We start from the raw sequence: 25,103 nt of genomic DNA on the forward strand, positions 1-25,103 counted from the left end.
TAAGCATGCCGCCAGCGTTCGCTCTGAGCCAGGATCAAACTCTCAGGTTCATCACGTCAGAGCCAAAGCCCCAACATAACAAACAAAGCCAAGTCCTAGCCAAATTCCTATCATTGACAGGAACATGTACTCATCGAAACATCTGTATAAAACGCGTCTGTCAAAAGATACGCTAAACAAACGTCCAATCAGTCAGACTTAACCTAAAGTCCAACCAACCAACCCCCCAGATCAAAAAGCCCGAAAGCCCCCTAACCCAAGAAGAAACGCCGTCAGCATATCCCTCTCTATTCCATATTCTCTTGTCAAAGAGCAGGCCGCCAACCAGCGGGCCGAGAACTTTACCGGCTTCGTCCGAGAAGATCAACCCCTCAGCGCCGCCGGTGAACGGGGGTATAAGCCCCCTCACACCACACCGTCAACACCAACCCACAAAAAAAACGCAGATTTTTCACCTCAACCCGCAGAACCAGCAGCCGACCGCGATTTCAAGCCAATCGTAGCCACCCCGACGGTCGGGAAAGACGACCAACATTGCCCGTTTCTGCCGAATGGCCGATACGGCGACTATGACCGAAAGCAGCCAGAACGCCCGGAACTCTCGCGGTCAGCCGCCGCATTCCGACGCCAACGCCCCTGAGGACGCCCATACCGAACAAGACAACGCCTCTCCCCAGAAGCGTATCGTTCGCAATGTCAGCATCCTTATGGCCGGGCGCGCACTTAACGCACCGCTGGCCCTACTGCACACGTCTCTTGCCATACGGTTACTGGGCGCCCACGATTTCGGCCTGATCGTCCTTCTCTATGCGTTCGCGCGCACGGTTGGAGACATCGCCGACTTTCAGTCGTGGCAGACGGTCCTCAATTTCGGCAGTGAGTCTCTGGGCAGGCGCGACATCAACGCGTTCCATCGAATCCTGCGTTTCGGCCTGACGCTCGATATTGCCGGAGGGCTCTTCGGCGCCCTGATCGGCGCGGCCTTCGCCTGGTTGGGACGCGACTGGCTCGGCTGGCCGGATTCACTCGCCCTCCTGGGGCCGTTATACGCCACGAGCATATTCTTCATGGCGTCAGCCACTCCAGTCGGCATACTCAGGCTTCTGAACAAATACAGCCTGATTTCGGCGCAAAGCGTCGTGGCCACCGTGGTGCGGCTGGTCGGGACACTCATATTATGGGCGTGGGGCGGCAGCGTTACCGCAATGGCTGCGGTCTGGATGCTGGCGGAAGTCGCGTCCTGCGTGACGTTGTTTGGGTTCGCTACGCTGGAATTGGCGAAAAAAGATCTACTGAGGGGCCTTCTGGATCGCCCCGGGCAAATTTTCGAGGATCTTTTTCGTGGTGGAATCAGTCGCGCATTTCCCGGGGTCTGGCGCTTCGCGCTGACAACCAACCTGAATTCGACGCTGACCCTCGCCTTCGGGCATATTGGCACCCTGGTGATCGGCGGCATGTTGGGGCCGGTGAGCGCCAGTTACTATCGTGTCGGAAGCCAGATCGCCGCCGGCATCGCGAAACCCGCGACCCTCGTGCAGTCGACGCTGTACCCGGAGATGACCCGACTCTGGAATAAACGGGATACATTGCACTTGTATGTATTGGCTGTGCGCGCGGCCCTTGCCGCCGGAGCCCTGGGAAGCGTGCTACTGTGCTTCGCATGGTTTCTCGGAGGGCCGATCCTGCAGATCGTAATCGGACCGAACGGAGCAGACGCCCTACCCCTCACGATGTGGTTGCTTGGAGCCGAGGTCGTAGCCATATGGGGATTGCCGCTTGAGCCTCTGTTGTTCACGATGCGCCGGATTGGCGCCGTGATCATCGCCCGAGGCTTGGACGCCATGCTTTATCTGCCACTTCTCGTGCTGACGACCGAGTGGTACGGTCTTGATGGAGCGGGCCCGGCGATACTTGGAGCCACCGTATTTCTTGTCCTTATGCAACTGGGATTTGTCTGGCGACTGAGCGGCGCTAAGCCGGCAGGCGTGGACGCGCCCCCCAAAGGATAGTGCGTAACCTACTGATGCGTTTACTTTTTCCCTATATAGCGCAACCTCACCAGACGCTTCATTCCCTCCCCATCGCCATGGAGACCGCCAGCCGCCACCCCGGCGTGGAGGTCCATGTTGCCTGCGCGACCGAGAAGCACCTGGACTACGCGAAGTTCCTCGCCTCGTTTTACCCGGAGGCACAGGTACGATTCGAGCTCCTACACTTGCCAAACATGATCCGCAGGCAGGTTGAGAAGCACGGACACACCGTTATTTCGAAGTTTGCGAGCCTGTTTTATAACAAGAATTATTTCTCTACATTTCAGGGCATAGTGGTTCCAGAGAGAACTTCGCTCTATCTCCGCAAGCTCGGCGTCCAAACCCCGCGGATGATCTGGACTCGCCACGGCGCCGGCGACCGCGCCATCGGGTTCGCTCGTGACGTAAGATTGTTCGATTACGTTCTCATGGCGGGCCGCAAGCTTGAGCAGCGCCTGCTCGCCGACGGGTCCATCAGGCCGGGGCGCTACAAGACAGGCGTCTACGCGAAATTCGACATGGTCCAGCGTATGCAAACGGGACGGCCCCGCCTGTTCCCAAATGATCGTCCGACCGTCATGTACAATCCACACTTCAGTCGTGGGCTGTCTTCGTGGCCGCGCTTCGGGCTTAATATCCTTGATCATTTCGCCCGACAGGACCGCTACAACCTCGTTTTCGCGCCGCATTATCGTCTGTTCGACACACGTCGCGCCGAGATCGCGCAGCTAAAACGCGCCTATGGCCATTACGAGCACATGCTGATCGATACAGGCAGCCCGCGCAGCCTCGACATGACCTACACCATGGGCTCCGATCTCTACCTTGGCGACGTCAGCTCTCAGGTGGCGGAGTTTCTGATCCGGCCGCGCCCCTGCCTGTTTCTCAACGCTCACGACGTCGCCTGGCAGGACGATCCCAACTACCGTTTCTGGTCGCTGGGCGACGTCAGGGACAGCGCCGACGATATCGGCGGGGCGATTGATCGGGCGTTTTTCACGCATGAAGATTTCATCGCCAGCCAAAAAGACTATATAGGCGACACCTTCGACCTCAGCGGCGACGCCCCTACAGCGCCAGTCGGGGCGGACGCAATTGTCGATTACCTTAGAATGGCCAGCTGATGACCGTCATATCTCGTGTGGATAACGCTTCTTTGAATCTTGCGTTCCAGAACACATCGCCAGCTCCAGTTCCGAGCGCCTCCGGACAGAAGCGCCGCCACGGAGATTTCGACACCTTCACCGCAGCGCTCGATTACGCTGCGGAAGGCTCGGCCGGTTTCAATATATATTCCGGACGTGGCGTGCTGCTTGAAGCGCTTCCTTACGCCGCTCTCAGGGAGCAGGCGCGGGAAATGGCGCTTCGCCTGCTTGCGCTCGGCCTGAAGCCCGGCGACCGCGTCGGCCTGATCGCCGAGAGCGATGGTGATTTCGCACGTATCTTCTTTGGCTGCCAGTACGCCGGACTGGTCGCGACCCCCATGCCGTTGCCCGTCGCCTTCGGCGGACGCGAAGCCTATGTCGCGACCATACGCGGCATGATCGAAAGCTCCGACGCGTCCGCTCTCGTGGTCCCGGACGTCATTGGCGGATGGACCGACGAAATCGTCGCCGGCTTTGATTTGAAATTCGGCGGAAACCCGGCGCAACTGGCCTCCCTACCCGCGCCAATGCGCCCGCTTCCTGCAGTCAAACCAGAAGCGCTGTCCTATCTTCAGTTCTCCTCAGGCAGCACACGCTTCCCTAAAGGCGTTTGCGTCACCCAAAAATCGGGCATGGCCAACGCGCGCTCCATCGCGCGCGACGGCCTCCAGGTGCGGGAAGACGGAGATCGTTGCGTATCCTGGCTGCCACTGTACCATGACATGGGCCTCGTCGGGTTCTTCCTGACGCCCATGACATGCCAGCTGACAGTCGATCTTTTACCGACCCGCGAATTCGCCCGCCGCCCTCATGTGTGGCTGGAACTGATCTCACGCAATCGCGGCACCATTTCCTATAGCCCGTCCTTCGGTTACGAGCTTTGCGCCCGTCGATCCGGCTCGGGCGATATCGACCTGTCGTGCTGGCGGATCGCCGGTATCGGCGGAGACATGATCCGGCCGCACATCCTCGAAGACTTCGGGGAACGCTTCGCTTCCGTTGGCTTCGATCAACGGGCCTTCGTCGCCAGCTACGGCATGGCCGAAGCCACCCTCGCCATCAGCTTCGCCCCTTTGGGAAGCGGCATCCAGACCGACACGGTCGATCTGCGCCGCTTGGAGTCCGAAGGCGTGGCGATTTCCGCGAACGATCCCTCCCTTTCGCTGCGCACGTTCATGCTGTGTGGCCGCGTCCTGCCTGGGCATGAAATGGAAGTGCGCGGCCCGGACGGCTCGGCCCTGCCCGAACGGACAGTCGGCGCGATCTACGTGCGCGGGCCGAGCCTGATGAGCGGTTATTTCCGCCTTCCGGTGGAAACCGCCGAGGCGCTAAGCGCCGATGGCTGGCTGAACACCGGCGATCTTGGCTACATGAAGGACGGCCAGATCGTCGTCACCGGCCGGGCAAAGGACCTGATCATCATCAACGGCCGCAATATCTGGCCGCAGGATCTGGAGTGGTGCGCCGAAACCGAGATCGAGACGCTCCGCAGCCGCGATGTCGCCGTGTTCTCGATCGAGGAAGACGACAGGGAAAAAGTGGTGGCGCTCGTGCAATGCCGCGCAACCACAGCTGACGCGCGAGAGGAACTGCGCGACCGCGTCGCAAGCCTTTTCCGTCGCTTGCACGGTGTCGACGTCAATGTCGTGCTCGTGCCTCCGCACTCCCTACCACAGACGTCCTCCGGCAAGCTGACGCGGGCAAAGGCGAAAACTATGCTGCTGTCCGGCGCTTTCGACCCTCGCGACGAAACAGCCGACGCCGCATGATGCGCCGCGCGCATGACGCGCGCGCAATGCCAGGCCGCTTCTGGCCAGCCATCAGCTTTTAAGCCATAACGACGGCGCTCGGCTCGCACGGCGAGGCGAAGGTCGTCGTCTGCGACAGATACAAGCCGACGCGTGGCGGCGGACAGCAATGATGAAAGGTGATCCGATGAGCGAAACAATTGAGGATGTATCGGCGCTGATCGTCAACAAGCTGCTGGCCAATCCCAAGGTGCCCCGCGACATAAACGGGTCCAGCAAGATAGTGGAAGATCTGGCTTTCGACTCACTCGCCGTGATGAATTTCGTCATGGAGATCGAAGACGAAATGGATGTATCCGTGCCGCTCGACCGTCTTGCCGACATCCGCACCGTGGACGACCTTGCGACCTGTATCGTCTCCCTCAAAAATGGCGGTTGAGGTCTGAATGAGCATCTTCGACAAGTTCCGCACCGTCGAGCAAAGACTCGCCCTGCTGACCGCTGGCGGCGGCCGTAACCCGTTCGACGTGATGATCGAACGGCCCGTGTCCTCGACAGTCGGAATCATCGAAGGCCGCGACACGCTGCTGTTCGGCACGAACAACTATCTCGGACTCAGCCAGTCCCAGCGTGCGATCGACGCCGCGATCGACGCCGTGCGCGCCAGAGGCGTAGGCACTACCGGATCGCGGATCGCCAACGGCACGCAGAGCGTGCACCGGCAGCTTGAGCAACGCATTGCCTCGTTCTTCGGGCAGAAGCACTGCATGGTGTTCTCCACCGGTTATCAAGCCAATCTCGGAATGATCTCGACCCTCGCCGGCAAGGACGATTACCTGATCCTCGACGCCGACAGCCACGCGAGCATCTACGACGCCAGCCGTCTTGGACATGCCCAGGTTATACGCTTCAAGCACAACGATCCCGACGATCTGCACAAACGCCTGCGGCGCCTTGAAGGAGCGCCCGGCGCCAAGCTGGTCGTCGTGGAGGGCATCTATTCGATGACCGGCAACGTCGCGCCACTCAAAGAGATGGCCGCGATCAAACGAGAAACCGGCGCGACGCTGCTCGTCGACGAAGCCCATTCGTTCGGCGTTCTCGGCCCGACCGGACGCGGCGTCGCCGAGGCTGAAGCCGTCGAGGCGGATGTCGATTTTATCGTCGGCACGTTCTCGAAGAGCCTGGGAACCGTCGGCGGTTACTGCGTCTCCAATCACGACGAGATTGATCTCGTCCGACTGCAGTGCCGCCCCTATATGTTCACGGCCTCCCTGCCGCCGGAAGTAATCGCCGCCACGATGGCGGCGCTCGACGACATGCTCGCCCAACCGGAACTGCGGACGCAGCTGTCACAGAACGCAGCGCAGTTTCACGCAGGCCTCAAGGGTCTGGGGCTGAACGTCAGCCAGCAGGTCAGCCCGGTCGTGGCGGTGACTCTGGAAACTGTCGAAGAAGCGATTGCTTTGTGGAACAGGCTTCTGGACCTCGGGCTTTACGTCAATCTGAGCCTGCCGCCCGCGACCCCTGATCATCGCCCGCTTTTGCGGTGCTCGGTGATGGCCAGCCATACGAGCGCGCAGATCGCGCGCGCTGTCGAAATCTTCGCCGAAGCTGGCGCAAGTCTCAGTTAACGTAAAGGCAGGGTCCGTATCAGCCTTTATCGGCAAGTAGACGGACCCCACCGGGTTTTCCACCACCCTTACGGCGCCTCAGCATATCGAGGCCCGATCAGGCGTCCGTTGACGAGCGTCTGCGTTACCAAAGCGCTGTCCAGTCGCCATTTTTGGTACCCCCACCCAACTCGCGTCCTTCCAGCTCATCCGACGCTTCCCCCGCTCGGCAGGCGTCACTCGAGCGTGAGGCGATCCGATGATTACGCAGGATCGGAAAAATCCCCGAAAAAATAGGGATCTGGCACCTTATCTATTCACACGGGTTTACGGATAAAGTTCCTGTTCATCGTTTTGGCGAGCATTATCCGACCAGCCGATTCCATCTGACCGGATGACGCCCCAGGATCGAATACAGAACTGACGTCGACAGGTGCGATTCCACAACAGCCCTATCGCAACTCCGCCGCCGCATACCGACCGACGCCAGTCACGCCCCAAAAAGCGCCGGAGCGTCCGGCAACGCCTCCACACAGAGACCGAAACATACGCTCGACATGCACGAAAACGTCGCCGAGGCGAATTTTTGCGTGGCGCGCCAGCAGAACGCCAACGCGTATGCATCCAGCGTAATCATATCCGAAGTAGAGGCGTCCGCATGATCGGCAAGGCGAAAATCGCCCTCTCCATAAAGGCAAAACACCGACAACGTCGCCGCGGAAGAAAGAGGAATGGAGAAGCTTTTCCTGAACGGCCTCAGGGTTATGCGTACCTTTCTGACGACCGCCAACGCGGCGACGAGAGATACGGTCTGTTCGACATCCTCTCTCAGAAAACGACAATTTTGTGAAATCTTTGCTTTGTCTCGAAGAAACAAGATGGCCTGGTCAACAGTGCCTGAAAACGCCACCCCGTCGTTTACGGGTGCATCATTGACGATATGCGCAGTCCAGTCTCGAGGCGCCTGACGCCCCCAGACCACGATGTCGGAAGATGCCCCTAAAACGTCAGCAACGATGGCTGGATCTGACGACGCCGTGACCCTTGCGCCAGCATCGTCCCGGCTGGCCGGCCAGCTATCGACTACGAACATTTAAGGTGCTCGCTGCAACGGATTGTTGAACGTTCATTCCGCATGCCCCCACGTGATCGACGGTCAGCAGCAAACGCCGCGTCGAAATGGAAAGCTCGGAAAGCGGCGGCGACCGGTGAAGCACGGCTCCTGCGGCCACCCCCCCCGGATAGAGCAACCCTTTAAGAATAACTATATCTCCGGCAAGTGTTTCGTGAATATCGCCATCATCGGCGCGTTTCCACTGCACGCCGGGGCCGATATAGGTGCAGAGCAACCGCAACCCAACATTGTCGACGTGAAAACGGCGGCAACTGTCGTGGTCAATGCACTCAAGTCGAAGACGCACATCGTCTTCTCCGGTCAAATGCCTGTAATGATGCACCAGCGCCAGAATGTCGTCGACGAGACATGCTGCGGCATTCCCGGCAACGCTCATCAGCCGGGTCTCCAGAATCTCCGGCCTGCCCATATCGAGGAAAAGTTCCGGACCACTCTCAAGATAGGCGAATACAGCCCTAACGAGACCTTGATCCAGAACGCGCGGCAAGTGGGCCAGATGACAATCCGGGCGCTCTATCTCGCGCAACGACGAAGGAACCAGCAACCGTCGCTGTGTCGCACATCCGGAGCGCATTTGAGTTCCCTGCATTTGTTATGTTATAACATAACATGACGCTCACCTTCGGCGCAACAGCAGGATCAGCCCCCATGACGTCCCGCCTTCCCGTCACAGTTCTGTCCGGCTTTCTCGGCGCCGGAAAAACCACGTTGCTCAACCATATCCTGAACAACAGGCAGGGGCTGAAAGTCGCCGTCATCGTCAACGACATGAGCGACGTGAACATCGACGCCGAACTGGTGCGAGAAAACGGCGCCCTGTCCCGCACGGACGAAAAACTCGTCGAACTGAGCAACGGCTGCATCTGCTGCACCCTGCGCGACGACCTCCTGCAGGAGACGCGCAGGCTCGTTGAGGAAAAGAGGTTCGACTATCTCCTGATAGAATCAACCGGAGTCTCGGAACCTCTCCCCGTCGCAGCGACATTCGAATTCCGAGACGAAGCTGGATACAGCCTGTCCGACATTGCCCGTCTCGACGCTATGGTGACGGTCGTTGACGCCGCGAACCTGCTGAACGACTACAGCTCCTCCGATTTCCTGCGCGAGAGAGGCGAGAGCGCCGGGGAGGAAGACGACCGTACACTTGTCGATCTTCTTGTGGAGCAGATCGAGTTCGCGGACATCGTTATTCTGAACAAGATATCGGCCGCAACAGTTGAGCAGCAGGATGCGGCGAGACAGATTATTCGCAGCCTGAACCCGGACGCTGACGTCATCGAGACGGACATGGGCGTCGTGGCGCCGGACCGCGTCCTGAACACCGAACGCTTCGATTATGAAAAGGCGCACAAACATCCTCTGTGGTACAAGGAATTGTTCGAGTTTCAGGATCATGTTCCAGAAACCGAGCAATACGGCGTCCGCAGCTTCGTCTATCGCGCCCGCCGACCGTTTGTCCCCGAAAGATTCAAGGCGTTCATCGACGCTTCATGGCCCGGCGTCATTCGCGCCAAAGGGCACTTCTGGCTGGCCACCCGCCCGGAATGGGTCGGCGAACTCGGGCAGGCGGGCCCGATGGTCCGCACCCAGGCCCTGGGCTTCTGGTGGGGAGCGATCCCGAAAAGCCAATGGCCCGAAAGCCCGGAGTGGGAGGACATGATCCTGTCCAAATGGGACCCGCTATACGCGGACCGCAGGCAAGAGATCGTATTCATCGGCACGTCCGCCATGGACGAAGTCGCAATCCGCAAGGCGCTCGACGCGGCCTTGATCCCGGAGCTGGACGCCGGGCGCTTCGACCCGCTGCTTTACGCGCATTTGCCCGACCCATTCCCGATCTGGCGTCGCGAGCAGGAGGAGGCCTTCGAGGATGCCTGATCCCGGACGCTCTAATGAACGCACGCTACGAGGCGAGATGTGGCGGCGATATGAAGGCGACGACTGGGACGCTTTCGACGCTCTGCCCTGCGCCGTCCGCAGGAGGCTGAACGAGCACAGCTATGACGCGTGGGCCGTCAATGTCCTGATGCTGTGGCGTCATTACAAGCGACAATATGGACGAACGCCTCGTGCGGAGCGGGCTCTGATCCGTTATCTCGATTATTGCGAACGACTGGAGCGGCAGGCGTTCGCCGAGCGACATGCGGAGCGGTTCGGATATCCGCTCGCCCACGACGCCGCCCGGGCGAGCGTCCTGCGTCTGTCTTCCTGACTGCTCAAACTCCCTCCGCCGAGAGCGGAGAGAGCGGAAGTCGTTTCGCAATACTATTCGCCTGCTGCGGGCAGGATCGCGACGGACGCTTCGCTGGTCAGAACACGGAACGTGAAGCTTTCCTGCAGATACAGCTCGACAGACTCGGTAGAATGGCTGCTGTACCCGATGGACAGATCCTGCCCGATATTCAGCTCGAAATCGCCGCCACGGATTGAAAGAACATACACACCCTCGATGGCGGGCGCGAAAACGATTTTGTTTTCCACGAGGCGCTCGATGTGGCGGAGAACCGGATATCCTTCTTCGTTCCCCCCGCTGACGGCGGCGGAGGCGGCCTCGCCAAGAACGACGGCGTAGGGCCCGTTGACGCCCGCGAGGCGCAACTCGTTCAGCGCATCAGCGATAACCCGAGGGTAGTCCATGACAGATGTCGGCAAGGTAAGCTTGCGGTTCGACGTTCCCTCACGGACGCCCTGAATCCCGGCGGCGGCGTAACCGTCGAACACAGCGCGATCTTCTGCAAAAGCGATCTTCTTCGCCGCATCCTTCAGCGGCTGCCAGTCGGAGTCCAGTGACCCGCGCTCGACGTCGTCAATCGCCTCCCGGCTCAGGGAGAACGGAATACGAAGCTCCACCAGTGGCAAAACCTCGCGACGTAACGCCCGAATTCCCTCCGCGGGGCCGTCAATTTTCGTCGTGTGACCCGTCGTCACTGCGGCGAAGCCGACGCCCTTGGGCTCCGGCGCATCCACGACACGGCGCGCGCCAAGGTAACGTTTCAGCGTGCGTGAGGCCTCGTCCTCGATTTCCGCCCAGGCGGCGTCCGATATGGGAGCGAGATCCCTGTGCAGATTATTCATGTCAGATTTCTTCCTTCAATGAACCGATACCGAGAGATCCCTTGGGCGAGGCTTGTTCAACGGGGGGCGACTCACCCGCGCCCTGAACGTCCTCGGCCGCCACGGGCTCTGCGTCCGCAGACGTGGCGTCCAGAAAATCCGCTGTAGGGATAAAGAACAACGATCCTGTCACAGCGCGGCTGACGTCGAGGAGACGATCATAATTACCCGGCGGCAGGCCGATGAACATGTTGCCGAGCATCCGCTCGATGCGTGCAGGCGATTTGGCGTACCCTATAAAGTAGGTGCCGAACTCTCCCTTGCCGACATCGCCGAACGGCATGTTGTCGCGGAGAATCTGCAACTGCTCGCCATTCTCTTCAATATTCGTCAGAACGTTGTGCGCGTAGCTGGGCTTGGCGGCCTCTGACAGTTCGATGTCCGAGAGCTTCTTGCGTCCGACAATTCTTTCCTGCTGTTCAACGGGAATCGCATCCCATTTTTTGAGATCATGCAAGTATTTCTGGATGATCACATAGCTTCCGCCAGCGAAATCCAGATCTTCGTCGCCGATTATGGTGGCGGCGACGGCGTCCTGCTTCACCGGGTTTTCCGTCCCGTCCACGAACCCCAGCAGGTCGCGCTCGTCGAAATACTTGAACCCATGGACCTCGTCGACCACGACCGCCGAGCCCTCAAGGCGCGAGACGATGTTGGCCGCAAGTTCGAAGCAGAGGTCCATACGCGCCGCACGGATATGAAACAGCAGATCGCCCGGCGTTGACGGCGCGTGGTGAACGCCGTTGATTTCACGGAACGGGTGCAGTTCCTTTGGACGAGGCGCGCCGAAAGTCTGATCCCACGCCTCCGACCCCACGCCCATCACGCAGGACAGACGACCGTCCGGCGCGCGGAATCCAACGCCGCGCACAAGCGAGGAGAGATCGGCGCAAAGGTCGCGCAGGGTTGCGCCGTGCTCCGGTCCGCGATGCAACGTCAGGGTCAGAAAAATCGCGGCGCTCGTCAGTTTTTCCCCGACGGCCTGCGGCGTGGCTGAAGACAAACCCTGCTCTCCCAATTCAACCGTCGTGAAATCAGCGCCACGACTTTGCTGCGGGCCTCAACGATCGCCGCCCACGATTTTAGACACCTCGGCGTCAGATCGAAAAGCCCCAGCGATACTTTACTCACTTGTCGCCCGGACATTGCCGGGCGCCTCAGGACCGTCCAAAGCGCTCTCGCCACTGGCGTCTCTTGCCGGGCACAACCATCTGACTGCGCAGAAAGCTCATGTCCGGACGCGCTTGCGGACCACGCAGGCCCGTTCGATCAATGCTTCCGGAGCACTCGTCCGGCGACGACTTCCAGCTTGCTCAGCAAGGCCGGGTCGCGGTGCGACGGCGCCGTGATCAGAGCATGCTCCAGCGCCCGGTCGCAGCCAGCCGGACACAGGCCGCGCGCCTTGCCAAGCTCCGGGATCATCGCCTTCACCAAAGCGCGCGCGTGATCGGCGTTGTCGTGCATGACCTTGACCACGGCGTCGACCGTCACGCTGTCGTGCCCGTCGTGCCAGCAGTCGTAATCCGTCACCATGGCGACCGTCGCGTAGCAAATCTCAGCCTCTCGGGCGAGCTTGGCCTCCGGCATGTTGGTCATGCCGATCACGGCGCAACCCCAGCTCCGATACAGTTCACTCTCGGCGCGGGTGGAGAACTGCGGTCCTTCCATCACCAGATACGTGCCGCCGCGCGTATGCGGAACGCCCAGTTCCGCCAGTTTCGCCTGCGCCACGTCGCCTATGCGCGGGCAGACCGGATCGGCCACGGACACATGCGCGACGCATCCCGTGTCGAAGAAGCTTTTCTCGCGCGCGAAGCTGCGGTCGATGAACTGGTCGACGATGACGAAATGCCCCGGCGGCAAATCCTCGCGCAGCGAGCCGACGGCGGAGAGCGAGATAATGTCAGTGACGCCCGCAATCTTCATCGCCGCGACATTGGCGCGATAGTTCAGGCGCGAAGGGGGCAGCGGATGGCCCCGACCGTGCCGGGGCAAAAACACGCAACGCACGCCGTCCAGCGTGCCGAACAGCAGTTCGTCAGACGGCGCGCCCCAGGGCGTCTCGACCTTGCGCCACTCCTTGTTCTCGAGCCCCGCGATGTCATAGAGGCCGGACCCTCCGATGACGCCGATGACGGGGCTCACGCTCTGCGTAGCGTTAGTGGACATTGGACCAGACTCTCCGTTTGAGAATGAAAAGAAGGCAACCGAGGAACAGCAGGTAAAGCGTTACGCGCACGCCGACGCGGCGTCTCTCGTCAAGATGGGGCTGGGCGACCCACGCCAGAAAGGTCGTGACGTCCTGCGCTTCCTGATCCAGCGTCGCCTGCGTGCCGTCGGCATAAACCACCGAACCGTCATGCAGCGGCGGCGGCATGGCGATGGTCCGCCCCAGAGCGAAGCGGTTGTAGAACGTATCCTTGGCCTCCGTCACGCCCGCAGGCGGCGGCCCATAGCCAGTCAACAGGGCGTAGATACGATCAGGACCGCCGGGATAGACGACCGCGAGCCGCGATTGATCGGGCGGGATGACCGCGCCCGGCGTCAGGCCCCGCGCCACAGGCGGCGTCGGGAAAGCATCATCCAGTGTCGCAGGACGCGTCTTTCCTTCCACGCCGTCTGGAACCGTATGGCTCTCCGCGACGGCCTCAGCCTGATGGTCGTTCAGGCCCATCCCGCGAAGATCGCCGAAATAGACATGCTCCATCCCGTGGCAGTTGGAGCAGACCTGTGCGTAGACGGCGTAGCCGCGCTGAACGCTGGCGAGGTCGAAATGGCCGAGCGGTCCGTCGAAGCTCCACGCCCGTTTCGGCGCAGGGTCATGATCGCCCTTGGCGGCGAAAGACGACGCCGGAGACAGGAGCGCTGCGACAATGGCGGCGCTCGCCACCCCCCTCAGAAAGGACGGTCGGTTCATGGCGCGCGCTTCGCCGCCGCGATCTCGCGATGCGAGACCAGCGGCATGAGGGCAAGAAAATGCACGAAGTAATAGAGCGTGGCCGCCTGCCCGACATATAGCCACACACCCTGAACATGCCGTGCGCCAGCCATGCCCAGCAGAATGAAAGACACAACCAGCGCAGCCATCCCGGCCCGATAGACCGGACGCTCGCGGGCGGAGCGGACCGGCGACGTATCAAGCCAGGGCGCAGCGAAGAGCACGAGAATGGAGCCTACCGACGCCAGCAGCCCACCCAGTTTGGACGGCACCGACTGCAGGACGCCATAGAACGGCAGCAGGTACCATTCGGGCTCTATGTTGGGCGGCGTGCGCATCGGGTTGGCGGGACGATAATTCGCCGGTTCGACGATCAGGCTCGGCAAAAAGAACATCACCGCCGCGAACGCCAGAGCGAAGACGACCAGCGCAAGCCCGTCTTTGGCTGTGAAATACGGATGGAACGGAAGGGTTTCGCTCGGCCCTGCTGGAGGGCGGCCGCTCGGCGTCCCCGGCCCGGAGACATGCAGCACCGCGATATGCAGCCCGACGACGCCGAGCACCGCAAACGCGAGCGTGAAATGCAGAACGAACAGACGATGCAGAGTCCCGTCGCCCGGATGATCGCCACCGAGGAACATGCGCTCCAGAAGAGGCCCCACGCCCGGGACGGCAGCGATCGCTTTCCCGGCGACGTCGGCGCCCCAGTAAGACATCTGCCCCCACGGCAACACGTAACCAGCGAAAGCGGTGACAAGCACCATCGCGAACAAGGTCATGCCGATCAGCCAGAGCAACGCGCGCGGTGCCTTGTAGGAGCCGTAATAAAGCCCCCTGAACAGATGCAGATACAACGCGCCAACGAACAGGCTGGCGCCGGTCATATGCATTGAGCGCAATAGCCAGCCGCCGGGGACGCGTCGCTCGATCTCCTCGATTGAGGCGAAAGCATCTGCGGCGCTGGGCGTGTAGTGCAGGGCCAACGCCAGACCGGACAACAGCATCAACGTCAGAGCAACGGTCAGCATCGCGCCGACCGTCCACAACAGATTGAGGGAGCGTGGCATCGGGAAGCGGACATATTCACGCTTGAAGACCCCGACCACCGGCAGTCGCGTGTCGACCCAACCCAGCGGTCCCGCGGGATGATCGACCGAGCAGTCAGTGTCGTGGTCTGAAGGCGCCGTCGTCATGCGCATTCCCTCTCGAAGCCGAAAAGCCGGAAATCGGTTGCGCGACCAGAGCCCGCGCGCCTGTTTAACGGCCGAGCCGCCACTCTTGCAATGAGCCCGACCTTGCAATGATTGACTGGATGGCGCACCCGTCTTGCGCGACTGGCGACGCCGCGCGAACGCAGCGCGTGCGGCCGGACGAGCAAACAGGCGGAGGCCCCGATATGGAACAGTCCGAGAACGTCGGCGCAACGCATGAGGCTATGAAGGCCGAGGCCCGGAGCTGGTTCGAAACGCTACGCGACCGGATCTGCAACGCGTTCGAAGCGATCGAGCAGGACGCGGTGGAGCACGGGACGCAGACCCTGCCAGGCCGGGAGGCCGCCGGACGCTTTGAGCGCAAAAGCTGGTCGCGCGAAGACGAAAGCGGCGGCCATGGCGGCGGCGGCGTTATGAGCCTGATGCGTGGGCGGGTGTTCGAGAAGGTCGGCGTCAACGTCTCGACGGTGCAGGGCGAATTCAGCCCCGAGTTTCGCAAGACCATTCCTGGAGCGGCGGAGGATCCTCGCTTTTTCGCCACGGGAATCAGCCTTGTGGCGCATATGAGCAATCCGCTCGTTCCCGCCGCGCATTTCAACACGCGCATGATCGTCACGACCGAAGGCTGGTTCGGCGGCGGCGGCGACATCACCCCAATGTTCCCCGAAAGCGCTGAGGCGCAGGACGACGCCGCGCGCTTTCACAAGGGGTTCGAAACCGCGTGCGACCGCCACGACCCGGATTACTATCCGCGCTTCAAGGCGTGGTGTGACAAATACTTCTACCTGCCGCACCGCATGGAGCCGCGCGGACTGGGCGGAATTTTCTACGACCACCTGCGAAGCGGCGACGCAGGACGCGACTTCGCCTTCACCCGCGACGTCGGGCTTGCCTTTCTGGAGACCTATCCCGAGATTGTCCGCGCCCGCATGTTGGAACCCTGGACGCCCGAACAGCGCGAAGCGCAGCTGGTCCGACGCGGACGTTATGTCGAGTTCAACCTGCTGCACGACCGGGGCACGCTGTTCGGGCTTCGGACCAACGGCAACACAGAAGCCATCCTGATGAGCCTGCCACCAGAGGTGAAATGGCCCTGATTTTGCCGCAGACGCGCTTTAACCTGGTTGTAAGGCTGGTCGTTTGAACTGATAAAGCGATGAAGGGAGTCTGGAGTCACGTGCCTGAGGCCGATTACGACGTAACTGAAGACGGGAGCGAAGCCCCACGACGTCGCGAGCGAAAGCCGCCGCTGAACGTCGCGGCCCGCCGCGACGTCCTGAAAACTGTCGGCGCTGTCGTGGGGGCGTTGACCGCCGCCCGCTGCGGCCTCCTGCACGCCGCGCCTCCTCTACGCACGCAACACGCTCGCCCCGACATCGAGACGGTGGCGCAGGTCACTGCGGCCACGGCGATCGGCACCCCGACTTTGATTGTGGCTGGAAACGCAGCCCCCGCACGCTGGGCGTCGCTCATCGCCTCGAGTTTTTCGGAAACGCTCTCCACCGACTCCCCGATCGTCCTGCGAAAGACCGGCGGCCAGGACGGCGTGACAGGCGCGAACCTGTTTGACTCACTCGCTTCCGCAGACGAGAGCGGCAGCGCGCTGCTGGCGCCGGGCGCGGCCATTCTCGCCGCCCAGGCCGGCGATCCGCGCGTGCATTTCGACTATCAACGCTGGCTGCCCGTGCTGCTCAGCGTTAGCGCCCCTATCGCCGTCGGTCGCGTGGACTTCCGGCGCAGCTTACGCACCATGCTGAAGGACCGTCCTGTTCGCGTCGCAGTTTCCGCGCCGAATGGACTTGAATTGCCGACCATGCTTGCGCTGACGATCCTGTCGATGCGCGTGATTCCAGTCAGCGGCTTCGGTGGAGCAGAGGCGGCCATAGGCGCCCTGCGCCGCGGCGAGGTCGACGTCGTACAGCTCCCCGCTGACTCTGCCCACCCTGACTTGTTGCAGGGTTTGGCCGCAGACGGTTTCGAACCACTGTTCGCCATCACGCCGACTGCTGATCCGAGCGTCTCCATCGCACAGGATTTCACCACCCGCTATGAGGCGTTGCGAGGTCACGCTCCCACGCACCCCCTTTACCCCGCATTCAAAGCCACAGCTGCGGCCGCGTGCGTCGACATGGCGCTCGTATTGCCCATGCTCACGCCGCCCGCACAGGCCGCGCGTTGGCGGCACGCCGCAACACTGGCGGCCGCCCAGCCCGAAGCCACGGCAATGGCGAAAAATGATGGCGGTCGCTTGATAGCGGGCGCAGACGACGCTTCCGTCTACGCTGCGTTGGCGCCAGACCTCTCGGCCATACTCGCTCTGCGACGGTGGCTCGCGGAGCACGGACCGTCTTGGCGAGTAGGCTGATCTGATAAAATCTGGCTGGCGGCAGCCCACGATTTGAGATCACGGTTTCATCGAGCGCAATGTCGCCGAGCCGCAGTCAGCCACAGCGTGTGCCGCGATATCCGCCAGGCGCCGATCTTAACGTCTGGACATGCACATCACACAGGCCCCGCCCCATCGCGGCGCCGGACTGCCTCCCTGACGAAGATCAGGAATCAGGGCGGGTTCAGGACGCTTTTACGAAAATCCTCGCATAGTCTTTGCGTGCCGCCCGCGAGTATTCCCACATCACTGCCGATCGCTACGAACCGCGCGCCCATCTCGACATAGCGCTGCGACAGAGACAGATTGCTTGACAGGATTCCGGCCGGTTTCCCTGCGTCCATAATGGTATGGAGCGCCGCCTCGACGTGGCGTTGAACATCGACATGCCCCGGATTTCCGCGATGTCCAAGATCGGCCGCCAAATCTGCCGGGCCGATAAAGACGCCATCAACGCCATCGACCTTAAGTATATCATCGAGCGCAGCAAGGCCCCTGCGGCTCTCCACTTGCAATAGCAGACAAATTTCTTCGTCAGCCGTTTGCAGATAATCCGGAAGCCGATTGAACGACGATGCTCTGGCCAACGCGGCGCCCACGCCGCGTTTTCCTGCCGGAGCATAGCGCACGGCGCGCACCATTTCCGCCGCCTGCTCGGCCGATTCAATCATAGGCACGAGGATCGTCTGCGCGCCCGCATCGAGTATCTGCTTTATCATCCATGTTTCGGGCGCTACAGGGCGCACAACGGCCTGTCCTCGCCCCGCCACAATGGCCTGCAGTTGCCGCATGATGCTGCGAATATCGTTAGGAGCGTGTTCACCATCCACAAGAAGCCAGTCATATCCGGCTCCAGCACAGATTTCCGCCGTGTAGGCGTCCGCCAACGCAAGCCAGAGTCCGATGAGGGGCTTATCCCCCCCTAGAGACGCCTTGAAGGCGTTTGACGGAGCAGGCATGGCTTTACGCGTTCCTTTCAAAAAAGCAGCTTATGGTTCCAAGCTTCCCGTAATCAGCGACTATGGTGTCGCCTGGCCTGGCTTCGACCGGCCGTATGAAGGAACCGGAAAGCACGACCTGCCCCGCCTCGATCTTGCCGCCATACTGTTTCAGGCGCGCCGCAAGCCACGCAATGCCCCGCGCCGGGTGGTTGAGAACACCGGCGCCAAGCCCGGTTTCTTCTACCACTGCGTTACGAGAAACCATAGCTCCTGCCCAGCGCATATCGACATCATCGACGTGATGCCTGCTCCCGCCAAGCACAATGCCCGCGTTCGCCGCGTTATCTGACACAGTGTCTATGATGGAGCGCGGAGTCTTTGTGGTGGGATCAACGCGCAATATCCGTGTATCCAGAATCTCCAGCGCGGGGACCACATAGTCCGTCGCAGCGAGCACGTCGAAAGAAGAGATCGCGTCACCCGTCAGATCCCGCTTGAAGACAAAGGCAAGCTCCGCTTCAATCCGCGGCTGGATGAAGCGCGTTGCGGCGATACTCGCGCCATCTTCAAACAGCATATCGTCAAAAAGTACGCCCGAGTCGGGGGTATCAATTCCAAGGGCGCACTGCATCGCGCGAGAAGTAAGGCCAATCTTCCAGCCGATGACTCTTCGGCCTGACAGAAGTTTTTTTCTTATCCATGCATCCTGAATCGCATACGCATCCTCAAGAGCAGCGTCCGGATATTTGAGGGAAAGCAACCCGATCTGCTTTCTGGTACGTTCCGCTTCATCCAGAGACTCAGCGGCCGACAATATCTGCTCCGATGTCAGCATGTCGCCTCCCTATTCCTCATCCGCAATGGAGTTTTCCAGACGACCGAGTCCGGTAGCCTCAACTTCCACAACATCTCCGGGTTTCAACCACACAGGCGGTTCCAGACGCGCGCCGGCGCCTGTCGGCGTCCCGGTGACGATAACGTCTCCAGGAACAAGTGTCGTAAACGTAGAAATATAGGAAATTATCTTACGGAATGAAAAAATCATCCGACCTGTTCTGTCATGCTGTCGGGTTTCCCCGTTCACGCGCGTTATCAGTTTCGCATCGCGAATCTGCTCTTCAGAAACAAAGGGAACGAGCCACGGCCCAATAGAGCCCGTGCCGTCAAAGTTCTTTCCTTGCGTGACGTTGAACTTGGCGTGCCTTACCCAATCGCGAATAGTGCCTTCGTTGCAAAGGCTCAATGCGGCAATATGCTCAAGCGCCTTATCTTCCGGGATTCGACGTCCTGCCTTGCCGATGACCACGACAATCTCGCCCTCGTAATCAAGCTGAGGCGATTCGGGTGGACGTCGCAGAGCCTGCTTGTGACCAACAAAGCTACGCGGGAATCTAATAAACAGGGACGGATTTTTTGGGGCTGTTTGTCCGTCTTTGTATTCTTCGTTACGATCCGGAAAATTCACTCCCACGCAAATAATTTTCTCTGGATTTGTTACCGGAATCAAAAATTCAATTTCCGATTCCTGAAAATCAATTCGATCTGGGGCAGTTTCGACGATCTCCGTCAGTGTGCCTGCTTCTATCACCTCCTTGAGAGTCGACCAACGCTCCCCGAACACAGCGGAGAGATCCGTGATTCCCTCGGGACGCCACAGCCCGTATCGAGTTTCACCACCAGTCGAGAATGTTATCAATCTAGCAGTCACTTTGCCCCCCTTCTTCCTTAACCGACAGACCCAACGCAAATATATTTCAATTCTGTATAATCTTCGATTCCATGACGCGAACCTTCACGTCCGATACCGGACATTCCACGCCCGCCAAAGGGCGCTTCTGCCGTAGACACGGCGCCCGTATTTACGCCAACGATTCCACACTCAAGCGCTTCGCTTACGCGAAAAACACGGGACGCATCGTTGGTGCAGAAATAGGCCGCCAGACCAAACTCCGTATCGTTGGCGACCGAAATCGCCTCGTCCTCTGTATCGAACCGGATAATCGGCGCCACTGGCCCAAAAGTTTCCTCATGCGTAATACGCATCTGTGCCGTGACACCTTTAAGAACCGTCGGTTCAAAAAAAAGTCTGCCTTGTTTGTGTCTCTTCCCACCAACAAGAATCTCGGCTCCGTTGTTACAAGCGTCAGCGATATGCCCCTCCACTTTCAACAAGGCCCTTTCGTCTATAAGCGGCCCAAGCAACACATTCGGGTCCAGACCATTTCCGACGGAAAGCTCCTGAACTCTTTCGCTGAAAGCTTCAGAAAATTTGTCATAAATATTTTTTTGAACGTATATTCTATTAGCACAAACACATGTTTGTCCATTATTGCGAAATTTTGCCAATATGGCAGCCTCAACCGCTACATTTAGGTCCGCATCGTCAAAAACAATAAAGGGAGCGTTTCCCCCAAGCTCCAGACTCAGCTTTTTTATTGTCGGCGCGCATTGTCCATAAAGAAGGGCACCGATCGCAGTAGAGCCCGTAAAGGTCAGTTTTCGAATTTTCTGACTGGACGTCATGACCCCGCCAATTTCGACCGCATTGCCCGTGACGACGCTGAACAGCGCCGTCGGGAGTCCAGCGCGCTCCGCAAGAACAGCAAGCGCGATCGCTGAAAACGGGGTCTGCTCTGCAGGCTTCAGCACGACAGCGCATCCCGCCGCCAGAGCGGGCGCCACTTTACGCGTGATCATCGCGCAGGGAAAATTCCATGGCGTAATAGCAGCCACAACACCGACAGGCTGCCTGATGACCAGAAGACGCTTGTCCTCCTGATGCCCAGGGATTATTTCCCCGTAAAGTCTGCGAGCTTCTTCTGCGAACCAGAGAACATAGCTGGCGCCATATTGAATCTCTCCGGCTGCTTCAGCCAAAGGCTTTCCCTGCTCCAGAGTCATAATCAGCGCAAGGTCGTCTTTGTTTTCAAGGATCAGTTGATACCAATGCCGCAATATCTCGGCGCGCCGACCCGCCGTGACGCGGGCCCATGCCCGTTGGGCGACCACCGCGGCATCTATCGCCTCGTTTACCTGAATGTCACTGACCTCAGGAACCCGCCCTACCGCATCCCCAGTAGCGGGATTGAAAATTGTGCGGCCGGATTTCGGCCGCGATTCAATCCAATGTCCGGCAACCAGGGCCGCTTCACGCAGCAGAGAAGGATCCCGCAATTCCATTACCGTTGTCCTAATTATGGGGCGATAATCGGGCTCGCCGTCACAACCGGCTCTTCGACGCCAACGCCTGAAAACAAGCTACCGTGCTCGAACCACGACCGGGGAGCCGGAGCCCCCCAAAGGGTCTGCCGCTGAGGGTCTTTCAGATTCCAGCGAATCGGTTCGTTATCCGGATCCACCGTCTGATAGTCTGAACAATAAATTTCAATTCGGTGACCGTCCGGATCAAGAACATATAGAAAGAAGGCGTTAGATATGCCGTGCCGGCCAGGGCCACGTTCGATATTCGCGACATAACCAGTCGTAGCCATAAGATCGAGCAGATCAATGATATTGAGGGGAGTTGGAACCCAGAATGCCGTGTGATGCAGTCGCGGTCCCCTGCCACAGGTAAAGGCCATGTCATGAACGCCGCCTTTCCGGTGCATCCATGCCGCCCACAACCGACCAGACTCTTCGTCTTCCGTGTATTCCGTGGTTCTGAAACCCATTTTGTTGTAAAATGAAACAGATTTGTCGACGTCGCTCGAGAAGCAGTTGAAATGATCTATGCGCAGCGGCTTCACGCCGTGATAGAGGGCGTATTTTTGATGGATAGGCGCCAACCGATCCATCTTGAAATAGAACTCAAGCGGAATTCCGGCGTTGTCATGCGTACGAAACGTGCGACCTTGATAAGGCCTGTCAACCCACTCCACCAAGTGCTCCAGCGCGCGAAAATATTCAGCCGCCTTATCCAGATCCAATTCAGAAAAAACCTTGAATGACAGGGATCTGACTTCGGCGACGTCGCTTTTTGTGAGCACCATACAATGGTGTCCCCGTTCCTCCATAGCCCGGAGGTAGATATGTTCACTGTCTTCGTCCGTGATCTGTAACCCCAGAGTGTCCGCGTAGAACGCCCGACTGCGAGCCAGATCGGTCACAGAAAAATTGACGTGACTAAGACGAACGATATTAAAATCAGGATATAAATTGAACGGTTCTAGAGCCATGGTCCTGCTTCCTGATAAGTCGGCTCTCGGCCGCCGACATGTTGTTTTTCTTACTTAACTCGAAGGAAACGTTATCCGAGGCGTGGAATGACGTGTTCCGTTGTAGCGAAGGAGACATTTTTGGTCTCCATGTAGAAATCGAACGACCAGTCTCCACCGTCACGACCGATACCGGATGCTTTGACGCCACCAAATGGAGTATCGAGATGCCTCACATTTTCAGAATTCACCCAGATCATGCCAGCATCCAACTTTTCTGACACGCGAAACGATCTTGTGACATCCGAAGTCCAAAGGTAAGCGGCCAGGCCGTACTGGGTGTCATTCGCAAGACGAACTGCCTCATCCTCCGACGCGAAGGGAATCGCTGTCAGCACAGGGCCAAAAATCTCTTCTTGCGCAATGCGCATGTTGTTCGTCGCATTTGTAAAAAGTGTAGGCGCGACGTAACATCCGCCGCCAGGGCCAGAGAATTTTTCGCCCCCTGCGGCGACGGTCGCGCCTTCCGTTTTCCCGATTTCTATATATTCAAGAACCTTTTTCTCGTGAACGGGATGAATAAGAGGTCCTACAACGGTCGTTGGATCGAGCGGATGCCCTACTTTTATATTCTTCGCACGCTCAGCCAGAGTGGCCGTGAACCTTTCATAAATGCTCGCTTCCACAAGGAGGCGCGATGACGACGTGCACCGTTCCCCGTTGAGGGAGTAAATCATGAACAACGCTGCATCTGCCGCTCTCTCAAGGTCCGCGTCTGCGAAGACTACGATCGGATTCTTTCCTCCTAGTTCAAAGTGAAAACGCTTCAAAGTATCTGCGGCCTGCTTCATGATCAGCGACCCGGTGCCGCTTTCTCCTACAAAAGCTATCGCCTTGATATCCGGATGCCGCGTCAGTTCAGCTCCAGCATCTTCACCAAATCCGTTTACAAGATTCCACACACCCGGTGGCAACCCGGCGTCTTCAGCAATTCGAAGTAAAAGTGATGCAGTGATCGGTGAAAATTCAGCAGGCTTGTGAACGACGGTACATCCGGCGGCCAAAGCAGGCGCGATCTTCCATGTCGAAAGCATAAAGGGAGTATTCCATGGCGTGATGACACCCACCGGTCCGACCGGAGTTCGCGTCGTCACATTCGCCTGTCCAGAGGCGGGCAGTGACAGTCCGTTTCGGGCGGCGGGCGCCTTGTCCGCGAAATACCGGAAATTTTCTGCGCCACGCAAAGCCGCCTTTGACATAAACCGCAGAGACTGACCGGTATCCAAGCACTCCAGAAACGCAATTTCTTCCGCACGAGCTTCAATGGCATTAGCTATCGCGTGCAGGATTTCTCGACGTTTCGGCCCGCTTAACGCGGTCCACCCGGGCTGTGCGGCTTTTGCAGCCTTTGCCGCCAGATCGATATCTCGTTCATCGCCCCTTGCAACGGAGGCAAGCGGCTTGAGATCGATTGGAGAGATGGTTTCAAAAAACTCGCCACCAAAAGCTGGGCGCTCCTTCCCACCTATACGGTTGAGAACGCCCGTTTCCCGAATATGCGCGATATATTGCTCCGCTTTGTTTATGTTTTCCTGCAACGTCGCCATACCAGATCTCCTGCTTTACTTATTTTCGTTCTTTTGTTTTTCGCCATGCTATCTTCTTAACGAAGGCGGCCGTGCATTGAATTTTTTTTCCAACTTAATCGAGAATCTATTTCTCGAATCTCAAGAGAAAGAGCAAAGTTAGATTTTTCTAGGAGCTGTCCGGTCACCATGGCGGCGGTGGAAAAAATTGCTTCACCCGCGCGCTTCTTTTCGTCGAGCGTTCTACCTTCTCCGATTCGAAAAGACATATCGATGAACGCGTTTTCTGGAAGCATATCCGCCACCGCCCAAGCCGACGCCTCGAACGCCCGAACACGAACCGCACCTACTTCAAACAAACCCGTTTCCAGGATCGCATCTCGCAATCGGACGCACAGCGTCGTCAGGTCCACGCTTTCCCGCAGGTTCGCAGAATACTCGATAGAGAGGTGCGGCACGAAGAGCCTCCTGTTTTCGAGACAATTTAATTAACGTGTTAACATTATAACAACCAACCGGCCTATTCGTGTCCTCACATTTACGTTACGCTTCCTCATTTTACAGTTCATGATATTCTTTTCAGAACGTTCCCTGCCGAGGCTAAGCATGCCCCCCCTGAAGCGCCCGTCGGCCCCGCGCGACACTAAGTCCCCCGCATCCAACCCAGCCTCCGAGCTACCTCACGAAGCGACCAAGGCCATGCCGATCGCGCTCCTCAGAGCCCGAGAGGCCCTTATGTCCCGCTTTCGGCCCATGCTGGCTGAGCACGATTTCACGTCCCAACAATGGCGCGTTATCCGGCTTCTGAACGAGCATTCGACGCTTGACGCCGCCCAACTCGCAGAGAAAGCATTCATCCTCCCCCCCAGCCTGACGCGCATCCTTGCTAATTTGGAAACCCGCGATTTGGTGACGCGCGTGCAGTCTTCATCAGACCGTCGGCGCTATCTCTTCACGCTGACGGCGCCCGGCGAGGAGGCATTTCGCAAAATTTCTCCTGACAGGATAAAGGTTTACAAAGAAATAGAAGCGTATTTTGGCAAGGAGAAAATCAACCTGCTCCTGGGCCTTCTCGACGAACTGGCTCAGTTCTGAGGTATGG

Annotated in this window: 24 protein-coding genes; 11 read left to right on the top strand and 13 right to left on the bottom strand. The window is 59.1% G+C overall.

The genetic code is table 11. The features are described 5' to 3' along the window. The first annotated feature begins 569 nt into the window (after positions 1-569). The 6 genes from G442_RS22810 (at position 570) to G442_RS25285 (ending at position 7,386) form a co-directional block, all read left to right on the top strand. Positions 570-2,009 carry a lipopolysaccharide biosynthesis protein gene (locus G442_RS22810; protein WP_084440659.1) on the top strand — a complete coding sequence of 480 codons (1,440 nt, stop codon included), beginning with the start codon at positions 570-572 and terminating at the stop codon, positions 2,007-2,009. A gap of 14 nt (positions 2,010-2,023) precedes the next feature. Further along, positions 2,024-3,154, top strand: a complete 1,131-nt coding sequence (locus tag G442_RS0116010) for a hypothetical protein (protein WP_026398799.1) — start codon at positions 2,024-2,026, stop codon at positions 3,152-3,154. After that, entirely contained in the window at positions 3,154-4,944 is a 1,791-nt protein-coding gene (locus G442_RS0116015; RefSeq protein WP_084440656.1) for a fatty acyl-AMP ligase, read from the top strand. Before G442_RS0116010 ends, G442_RS0116015 begins: the two co-directional genes overlap by 1 nt. A gap of 166 nt (positions 4,945-5,110) precedes the next feature. Continuing rightward, positions 5,111-5,362: an acyl carrier protein gene (locus G442_RS0116020; protein WP_026398801.1), complete on the top strand. Its 252-nt coding sequence runs from the start codon at positions 5,111-5,113 to the stop codon at positions 5,360-5,362. Positions 5,363-5,369: 7 nt separating this feature from the next. Beyond that, positions 5,370-6,557, top strand: a complete 1,188-nt coding sequence (gene spt, locus G442_RS0116025; protein ID WP_026398802.1) for a serine palmitoyltransferase — start codon at positions 5,370-5,372, stop codon at positions 6,555-6,557. 637 nt (positions 6,558-7,194) lie between these two features. After that, a complete protein-coding gene (locus tag G442_RS25285; protein ID WP_154660399.1) occupies positions 7,195-7,386 on the top strand; it encodes a hypothetical protein in 192 nt (63 codons plus the stop codon). Between the two features lie 226 nt (positions 7,387-7,612). On the opposite strand, the gene G442_RS22815 is transcribed toward G442_RS25285, so the two are convergent. Next, positions 7,613-8,260 carry a DUF1826 domain-containing protein gene (locus G442_RS22815; RefSeq protein ID WP_456303711.1) on the bottom strand — a complete coding sequence of 216 codons (648 nt, stop codon included), beginning with the start codon at positions 8,258-8,260 and terminating at the stop codon, positions 7,613-7,615. Between the two features lie 59 nt (positions 8,261-8,319). On the opposite strand from G442_RS22815, the gene G442_RS0116040 reads away from it, so the two are divergent. Together G442_RS0116040 and G442_RS0116045 are read left to right on the top strand one after the other, a co-directional pair. Further along, positions 8,320-9,549: a GTP-binding protein gene (locus G442_RS0116040; RefSeq protein WP_026398804.1), complete on the top strand. Its 1,230-nt coding sequence runs from the start codon at positions 8,320-8,322 to the stop codon at positions 9,547-9,549. Then, on the top strand, positions 9,542-9,883 hold the full coding sequence (locus G442_RS0116045; protein ID WP_026398805.1) for a DUF6525 family protein: 342 nt from the start codon (positions 9,542-9,544) through the stop codon (positions 9,881-9,883). Before G442_RS0116040 ends, G442_RS0116045 begins: the two co-directional genes overlap by 8 nt. A gap of 53 nt (positions 9,884-9,936) precedes the next feature. Here G442_RS0116045 and G442_RS0116050 read toward each other — a convergent pair whose 3' ends face one another. The 5 genes from G442_RS0116050 to G442_RS22820 all read right to left on the bottom strand — a co-directional run bounded on the left by G442_RS0116050 (position 9,937) and on the right by G442_RS22820 (position 14,922). Then, the gene (locus tag G442_RS0116050; protein WP_026398806.1) at positions 9,937-10,746 is read right to left on the bottom strand and encodes a family 1 encapsulin nanocompartment shell protein; all 810 of its coding nucleotides are present in this window, start codon (positions 10,744-10,746) and stop codon (positions 9,937-9,939) included. Between the two features lies 1 nt (position 10,747). Further along, positions 10,748-11,788: a Dyp-type peroxidase gene (locus G442_RS0116055; protein WP_035376789.1), complete on the bottom strand. Its 1,041-nt coding sequence runs from the start codon at positions 11,786-11,788 to the stop codon at positions 10,748-10,750. Between the two features lie 266 nt (positions 11,789-12,054). Beyond that, on the bottom strand, positions 12,055-12,954 hold the full coding sequence (locus G442_RS0116060) for an S-methyl-5'-thioadenosine phosphorylase (protein ID WP_026398808.1): 900 nt from the start codon (positions 12,952-12,954) through the stop codon (positions 12,055-12,057). Continuing rightward, a complete protein-coding gene (locus G442_RS0116065; RefSeq protein ID WP_146882594.1) occupies positions 12,944-13,702 on the bottom strand; it encodes a cytochrome c1 in 759 nt (252 codons plus the stop codon). Before G442_RS0116065 ends, G442_RS0116060 begins: the two co-directional genes overlap by 11 nt. Further along, positions 13,699-14,922 (bottom strand): cytochrome b, encoded by a 1,224-nt coding sequence (locus G442_RS22820; protein ID WP_051292428.1) that lies wholly within the window; start codon positions 14,920-14,922, stop codon positions 13,699-13,701. Before G442_RS22820 ends, G442_RS0116065 begins: the two co-directional genes overlap by 4 nt. A gap of 197 nt (positions 14,923-15,119) precedes the next feature. Between G442_RS22820 and hemF the strand changes: the two genes are divergently transcribed. Continuing rightward, the gene (hemF, locus tag G442_RS0116075; protein ID WP_026398810.1) at positions 15,120-16,031 is read left to right on the top strand and encodes an oxygen-dependent coproporphyrinogen oxidase; all 912 of its coding nucleotides are present in this window, start codon (positions 15,120-15,122) and stop codon (positions 16,029-16,031) included. 80 nt (positions 16,032-16,111) lie between these two features. Next, the gene (locus G442_RS0116080; RefSeq protein WP_146882591.1) at positions 16,112-17,299 is read left to right on the top strand and encodes a hypothetical protein; all 1,188 of its coding nucleotides are present in this window, start codon (positions 16,112-16,114) and stop codon (positions 17,297-17,299) included. A gap of 194 nt (positions 17,300-17,493) precedes the next feature. Here the strand turns inward: G442_RS0116080 and hpaI are convergent, their stop codons facing one another. The 7 genes from hpaI to G442_RS0116115 all read right to left on the bottom strand — a co-directional run bounded on the left by hpaI (position 17,494) and on the right by G442_RS0116115 (position 24,459). Beyond that, positions 17,494-18,279, bottom strand: a complete 786-nt coding sequence (gene hpaI / locus G442_RS0116085; protein WP_026398812.1) for a 4-hydroxy-2-oxoheptanedioate aldolase — start codon at positions 18,277-18,279, stop codon at positions 17,494-17,496. 4 nt (positions 18,280-18,283) lie between these two features. Beyond that, positions 18,284-19,096: a 2-oxo-hept-4-ene-1,7-dioate hydratase gene (gene hpaH / locus G442_RS0116090; RefSeq protein WP_026398813.1), complete on the bottom strand. Its 813-nt coding sequence runs from the start codon at positions 19,094-19,096 to the stop codon at positions 18,284-18,286. A gap of 9 nt (positions 19,097-19,105) precedes the next feature. Continuing rightward, complete coding sequence (locus tag G442_RS0116095; RefSeq protein WP_026398814.1) at positions 19,106-19,969, bottom strand: fumarylacetoacetate hydrolase family protein; 864 nt, start codon at positions 19,967-19,969, stop codon at positions 19,106-19,108. A gap of 17 nt (positions 19,970-19,986) precedes the next feature. After that, positions 19,987-21,441 carry an NAD-dependent succinate-semialdehyde dehydrogenase gene (locus G442_RS0116100; RefSeq protein WP_026398815.1) on the bottom strand — a complete coding sequence of 485 codons (1,455 nt, stop codon included), beginning with the start codon at positions 21,439-21,441 and terminating at the stop codon, positions 19,987-19,989. Between the two features lie 14 nt (positions 21,442-21,455). Beyond that, positions 21,456-22,436, bottom strand: coding sequence for a 3,4-dihydroxyphenylacetate 2,3-dioxygenase (hpaD, locus tag G442_RS0116105; protein WP_026398816.1), 981 nt, complete (start codon positions 22,434-22,436; stop codon positions 21,456-21,458). 71 nt (positions 22,437-22,507) lie between these two features. Next, entirely contained in the window at positions 22,508-24,022 is a 1,515-nt protein-coding gene (gene hpaE / locus G442_RS0116110; protein WP_026398817.1) for a 5-carboxymethyl-2-hydroxymuconate semialdehyde dehydrogenase, read from the bottom strand. 56 nt (positions 24,023-24,078) lie between these two features. After that, the gene (locus G442_RS0116115) at positions 24,079-24,459 is read right to left on the bottom strand and encodes a 5-carboxymethyl-2-hydroxymuconate Delta-isomerase (RefSeq protein ID WP_026398818.1); all 381 of its coding nucleotides are present in this window, start codon (positions 24,457-24,459) and stop codon (positions 24,079-24,081) included. Positions 24,460-24,700: 241 nt separating this feature from the next. On the opposite strand from G442_RS0116115, the gene hpaR reads away from it, so the two are divergent. Beyond that, positions 24,701-25,096 (top strand): homoprotocatechuate degradation operon regulator HpaR, encoded by a 396-nt coding sequence (hpaR, locus tag G442_RS0116120; RefSeq protein WP_051292430.1) that lies wholly within the window; start codon positions 24,701-24,703, stop codon positions 25,094-25,096. The last annotated feature ends 7 nt before the right edge of the window (positions 25,097-25,103 follow it).

Source organism: Acetobacter nitrogenifigens DSM 23921 = NBRC 105050, from assembly GCF_000429165.1.
In the GTDB taxonomy this organism is placed as follows: Bacteria; Pseudomonadota; Alphaproteobacteria; order Acetobacterales; family Acetobacteraceae; genus Acetobacter; species Acetobacter nitrogenifigens.

What these genes read in the sequence shown, in the direction of transcription:
- G442_RS22810 (WP_084440659.1), top strand. Translation starts at nt 570, where the DNA reads ATGACCGAAAGCAGCCAGAACGCCCGGAACTCTCGCGGTCAGCCGCCG.
- G442_RS0116010 (WP_026398799.1), top strand. Translation starts at nt 2,024, where the DNA reads ATGCGTTTACTTTTTCCCTATATAGCGCAACCTCACCAGACGCTTCAT.
- G442_RS0116015 (WP_084440656.1), top strand. Translation starts at nt 3,154, where the DNA reads ATGACCGTCATATCTCGTGTGGATAACGCTTCTTTGAATCTTGCGTTC.
- G442_RS0116020 (WP_026398801.1), top strand. Translation starts at nt 5,111, where the DNA reads ATGAGCGAAACAATTGAGGATGTATCGGCGCTGATCGTCAACAAGCTG.
- spt (WP_026398802.1), top strand. Translation starts at nt 5,370, where the DNA reads ATGAGCATCTTCGACAAGTTCCGCACCGTCGAGCAAAGACTCGCCCTG.
- G442_RS25285 (WP_154660399.1), top strand. Translation starts at nt 7,195, where the DNA reads ATGATCGGCAAGGCGAAAATCGCCCTCTCCATAAAGGCAAAACACCGA.
- G442_RS22815 (WP_456303711.1), bottom strand. Translation starts at nt 8,260, where the DNA reads ATGCAGGGAACTCAAATGCGCTCCGGATGTGCGACACAGCGACGGTTG.
- G442_RS0116040 (WP_026398804.1), top strand. Translation starts at nt 8,320, where the DNA reads ATGACGTCCCGCCTTCCCGTCACAGTTCTGTCCGGCTTTCTCGGCGCC.
- G442_RS0116045 (WP_026398805.1), top strand. Translation starts at nt 9,542, where the DNA reads ATGCCTGATCCCGGACGCTCTAATGAACGCACGCTACGAGGCGAGATG.
- G442_RS0116050 (WP_026398806.1), bottom strand. Translation starts at nt 10,746, where the DNA reads ATGAATAATCTGCACAGGGATCTCGCTCCCATATCGGACGCCGCCTGG.
- G442_RS0116060 (WP_026398808.1), bottom strand. Translation starts at nt 12,954, where the DNA reads ATGTCCACTAACGCTACGCAGAGCGTGAGCCCCGTCATCGGCGTCATC.
- G442_RS0116065 (WP_146882594.1), bottom strand. Translation starts at nt 13,702, where the DNA reads ATGAACCGACCGTCCTTTCTGAGGGGGGTGGCGAGCGCCGCCATTGTC.
- G442_RS22820 (WP_051292428.1), bottom strand. Translation starts at nt 14,922, where the DNA reads ATGCGCATGACGACGGCGCCTTCAGACCACGACACTGACTGCTCGGTC.
- hemF (WP_026398810.1), top strand. Translation starts at nt 15,120, where the DNA reads ATGGAACAGTCCGAGAACGTCGGCGCAACGCATGAGGCTATGAAGGCC.
- hpaI (WP_026398812.1), bottom strand. Translation starts at nt 18,279, where the DNA reads ATGCCTGCTCCGTCAAACGCCTTCAAGGCGTCTCTAGGGGGGGATAAG.
- hpaH (WP_026398813.1), bottom strand. Translation starts at nt 19,096, where the DNA reads ATGCTGACATCGGAGCAGATATTGTCGGCCGCTGAGTCTCTGGATGAA.
- G442_RS0116100 (WP_026398815.1), bottom strand. Translation starts at nt 21,441, where the DNA reads ATGGAATTGCGGGATCCTTCTCTGCTGCGTGAAGCGGCCCTGGTTGCC.
- hpaD (WP_026398816.1), bottom strand. Translation starts at nt 22,436, where the DNA reads ATGGCTCTAGAACCGTTCAATTTATATCCTGATTTTAATATCGTTCGT.
- hpaE (WP_026398817.1), bottom strand. Translation starts at nt 24,022, where the DNA reads ATGGCGACGTTGCAGGAAAACATAAACAAAGCGGAGCAATATATCGCG.
- hpaR (WP_051292430.1), top strand. Translation starts at nt 24,701, where the DNA reads ATGCCGATCGCGCTCCTCAGAGCCCGAGAGGCCCTTATGTCCCGCTTT.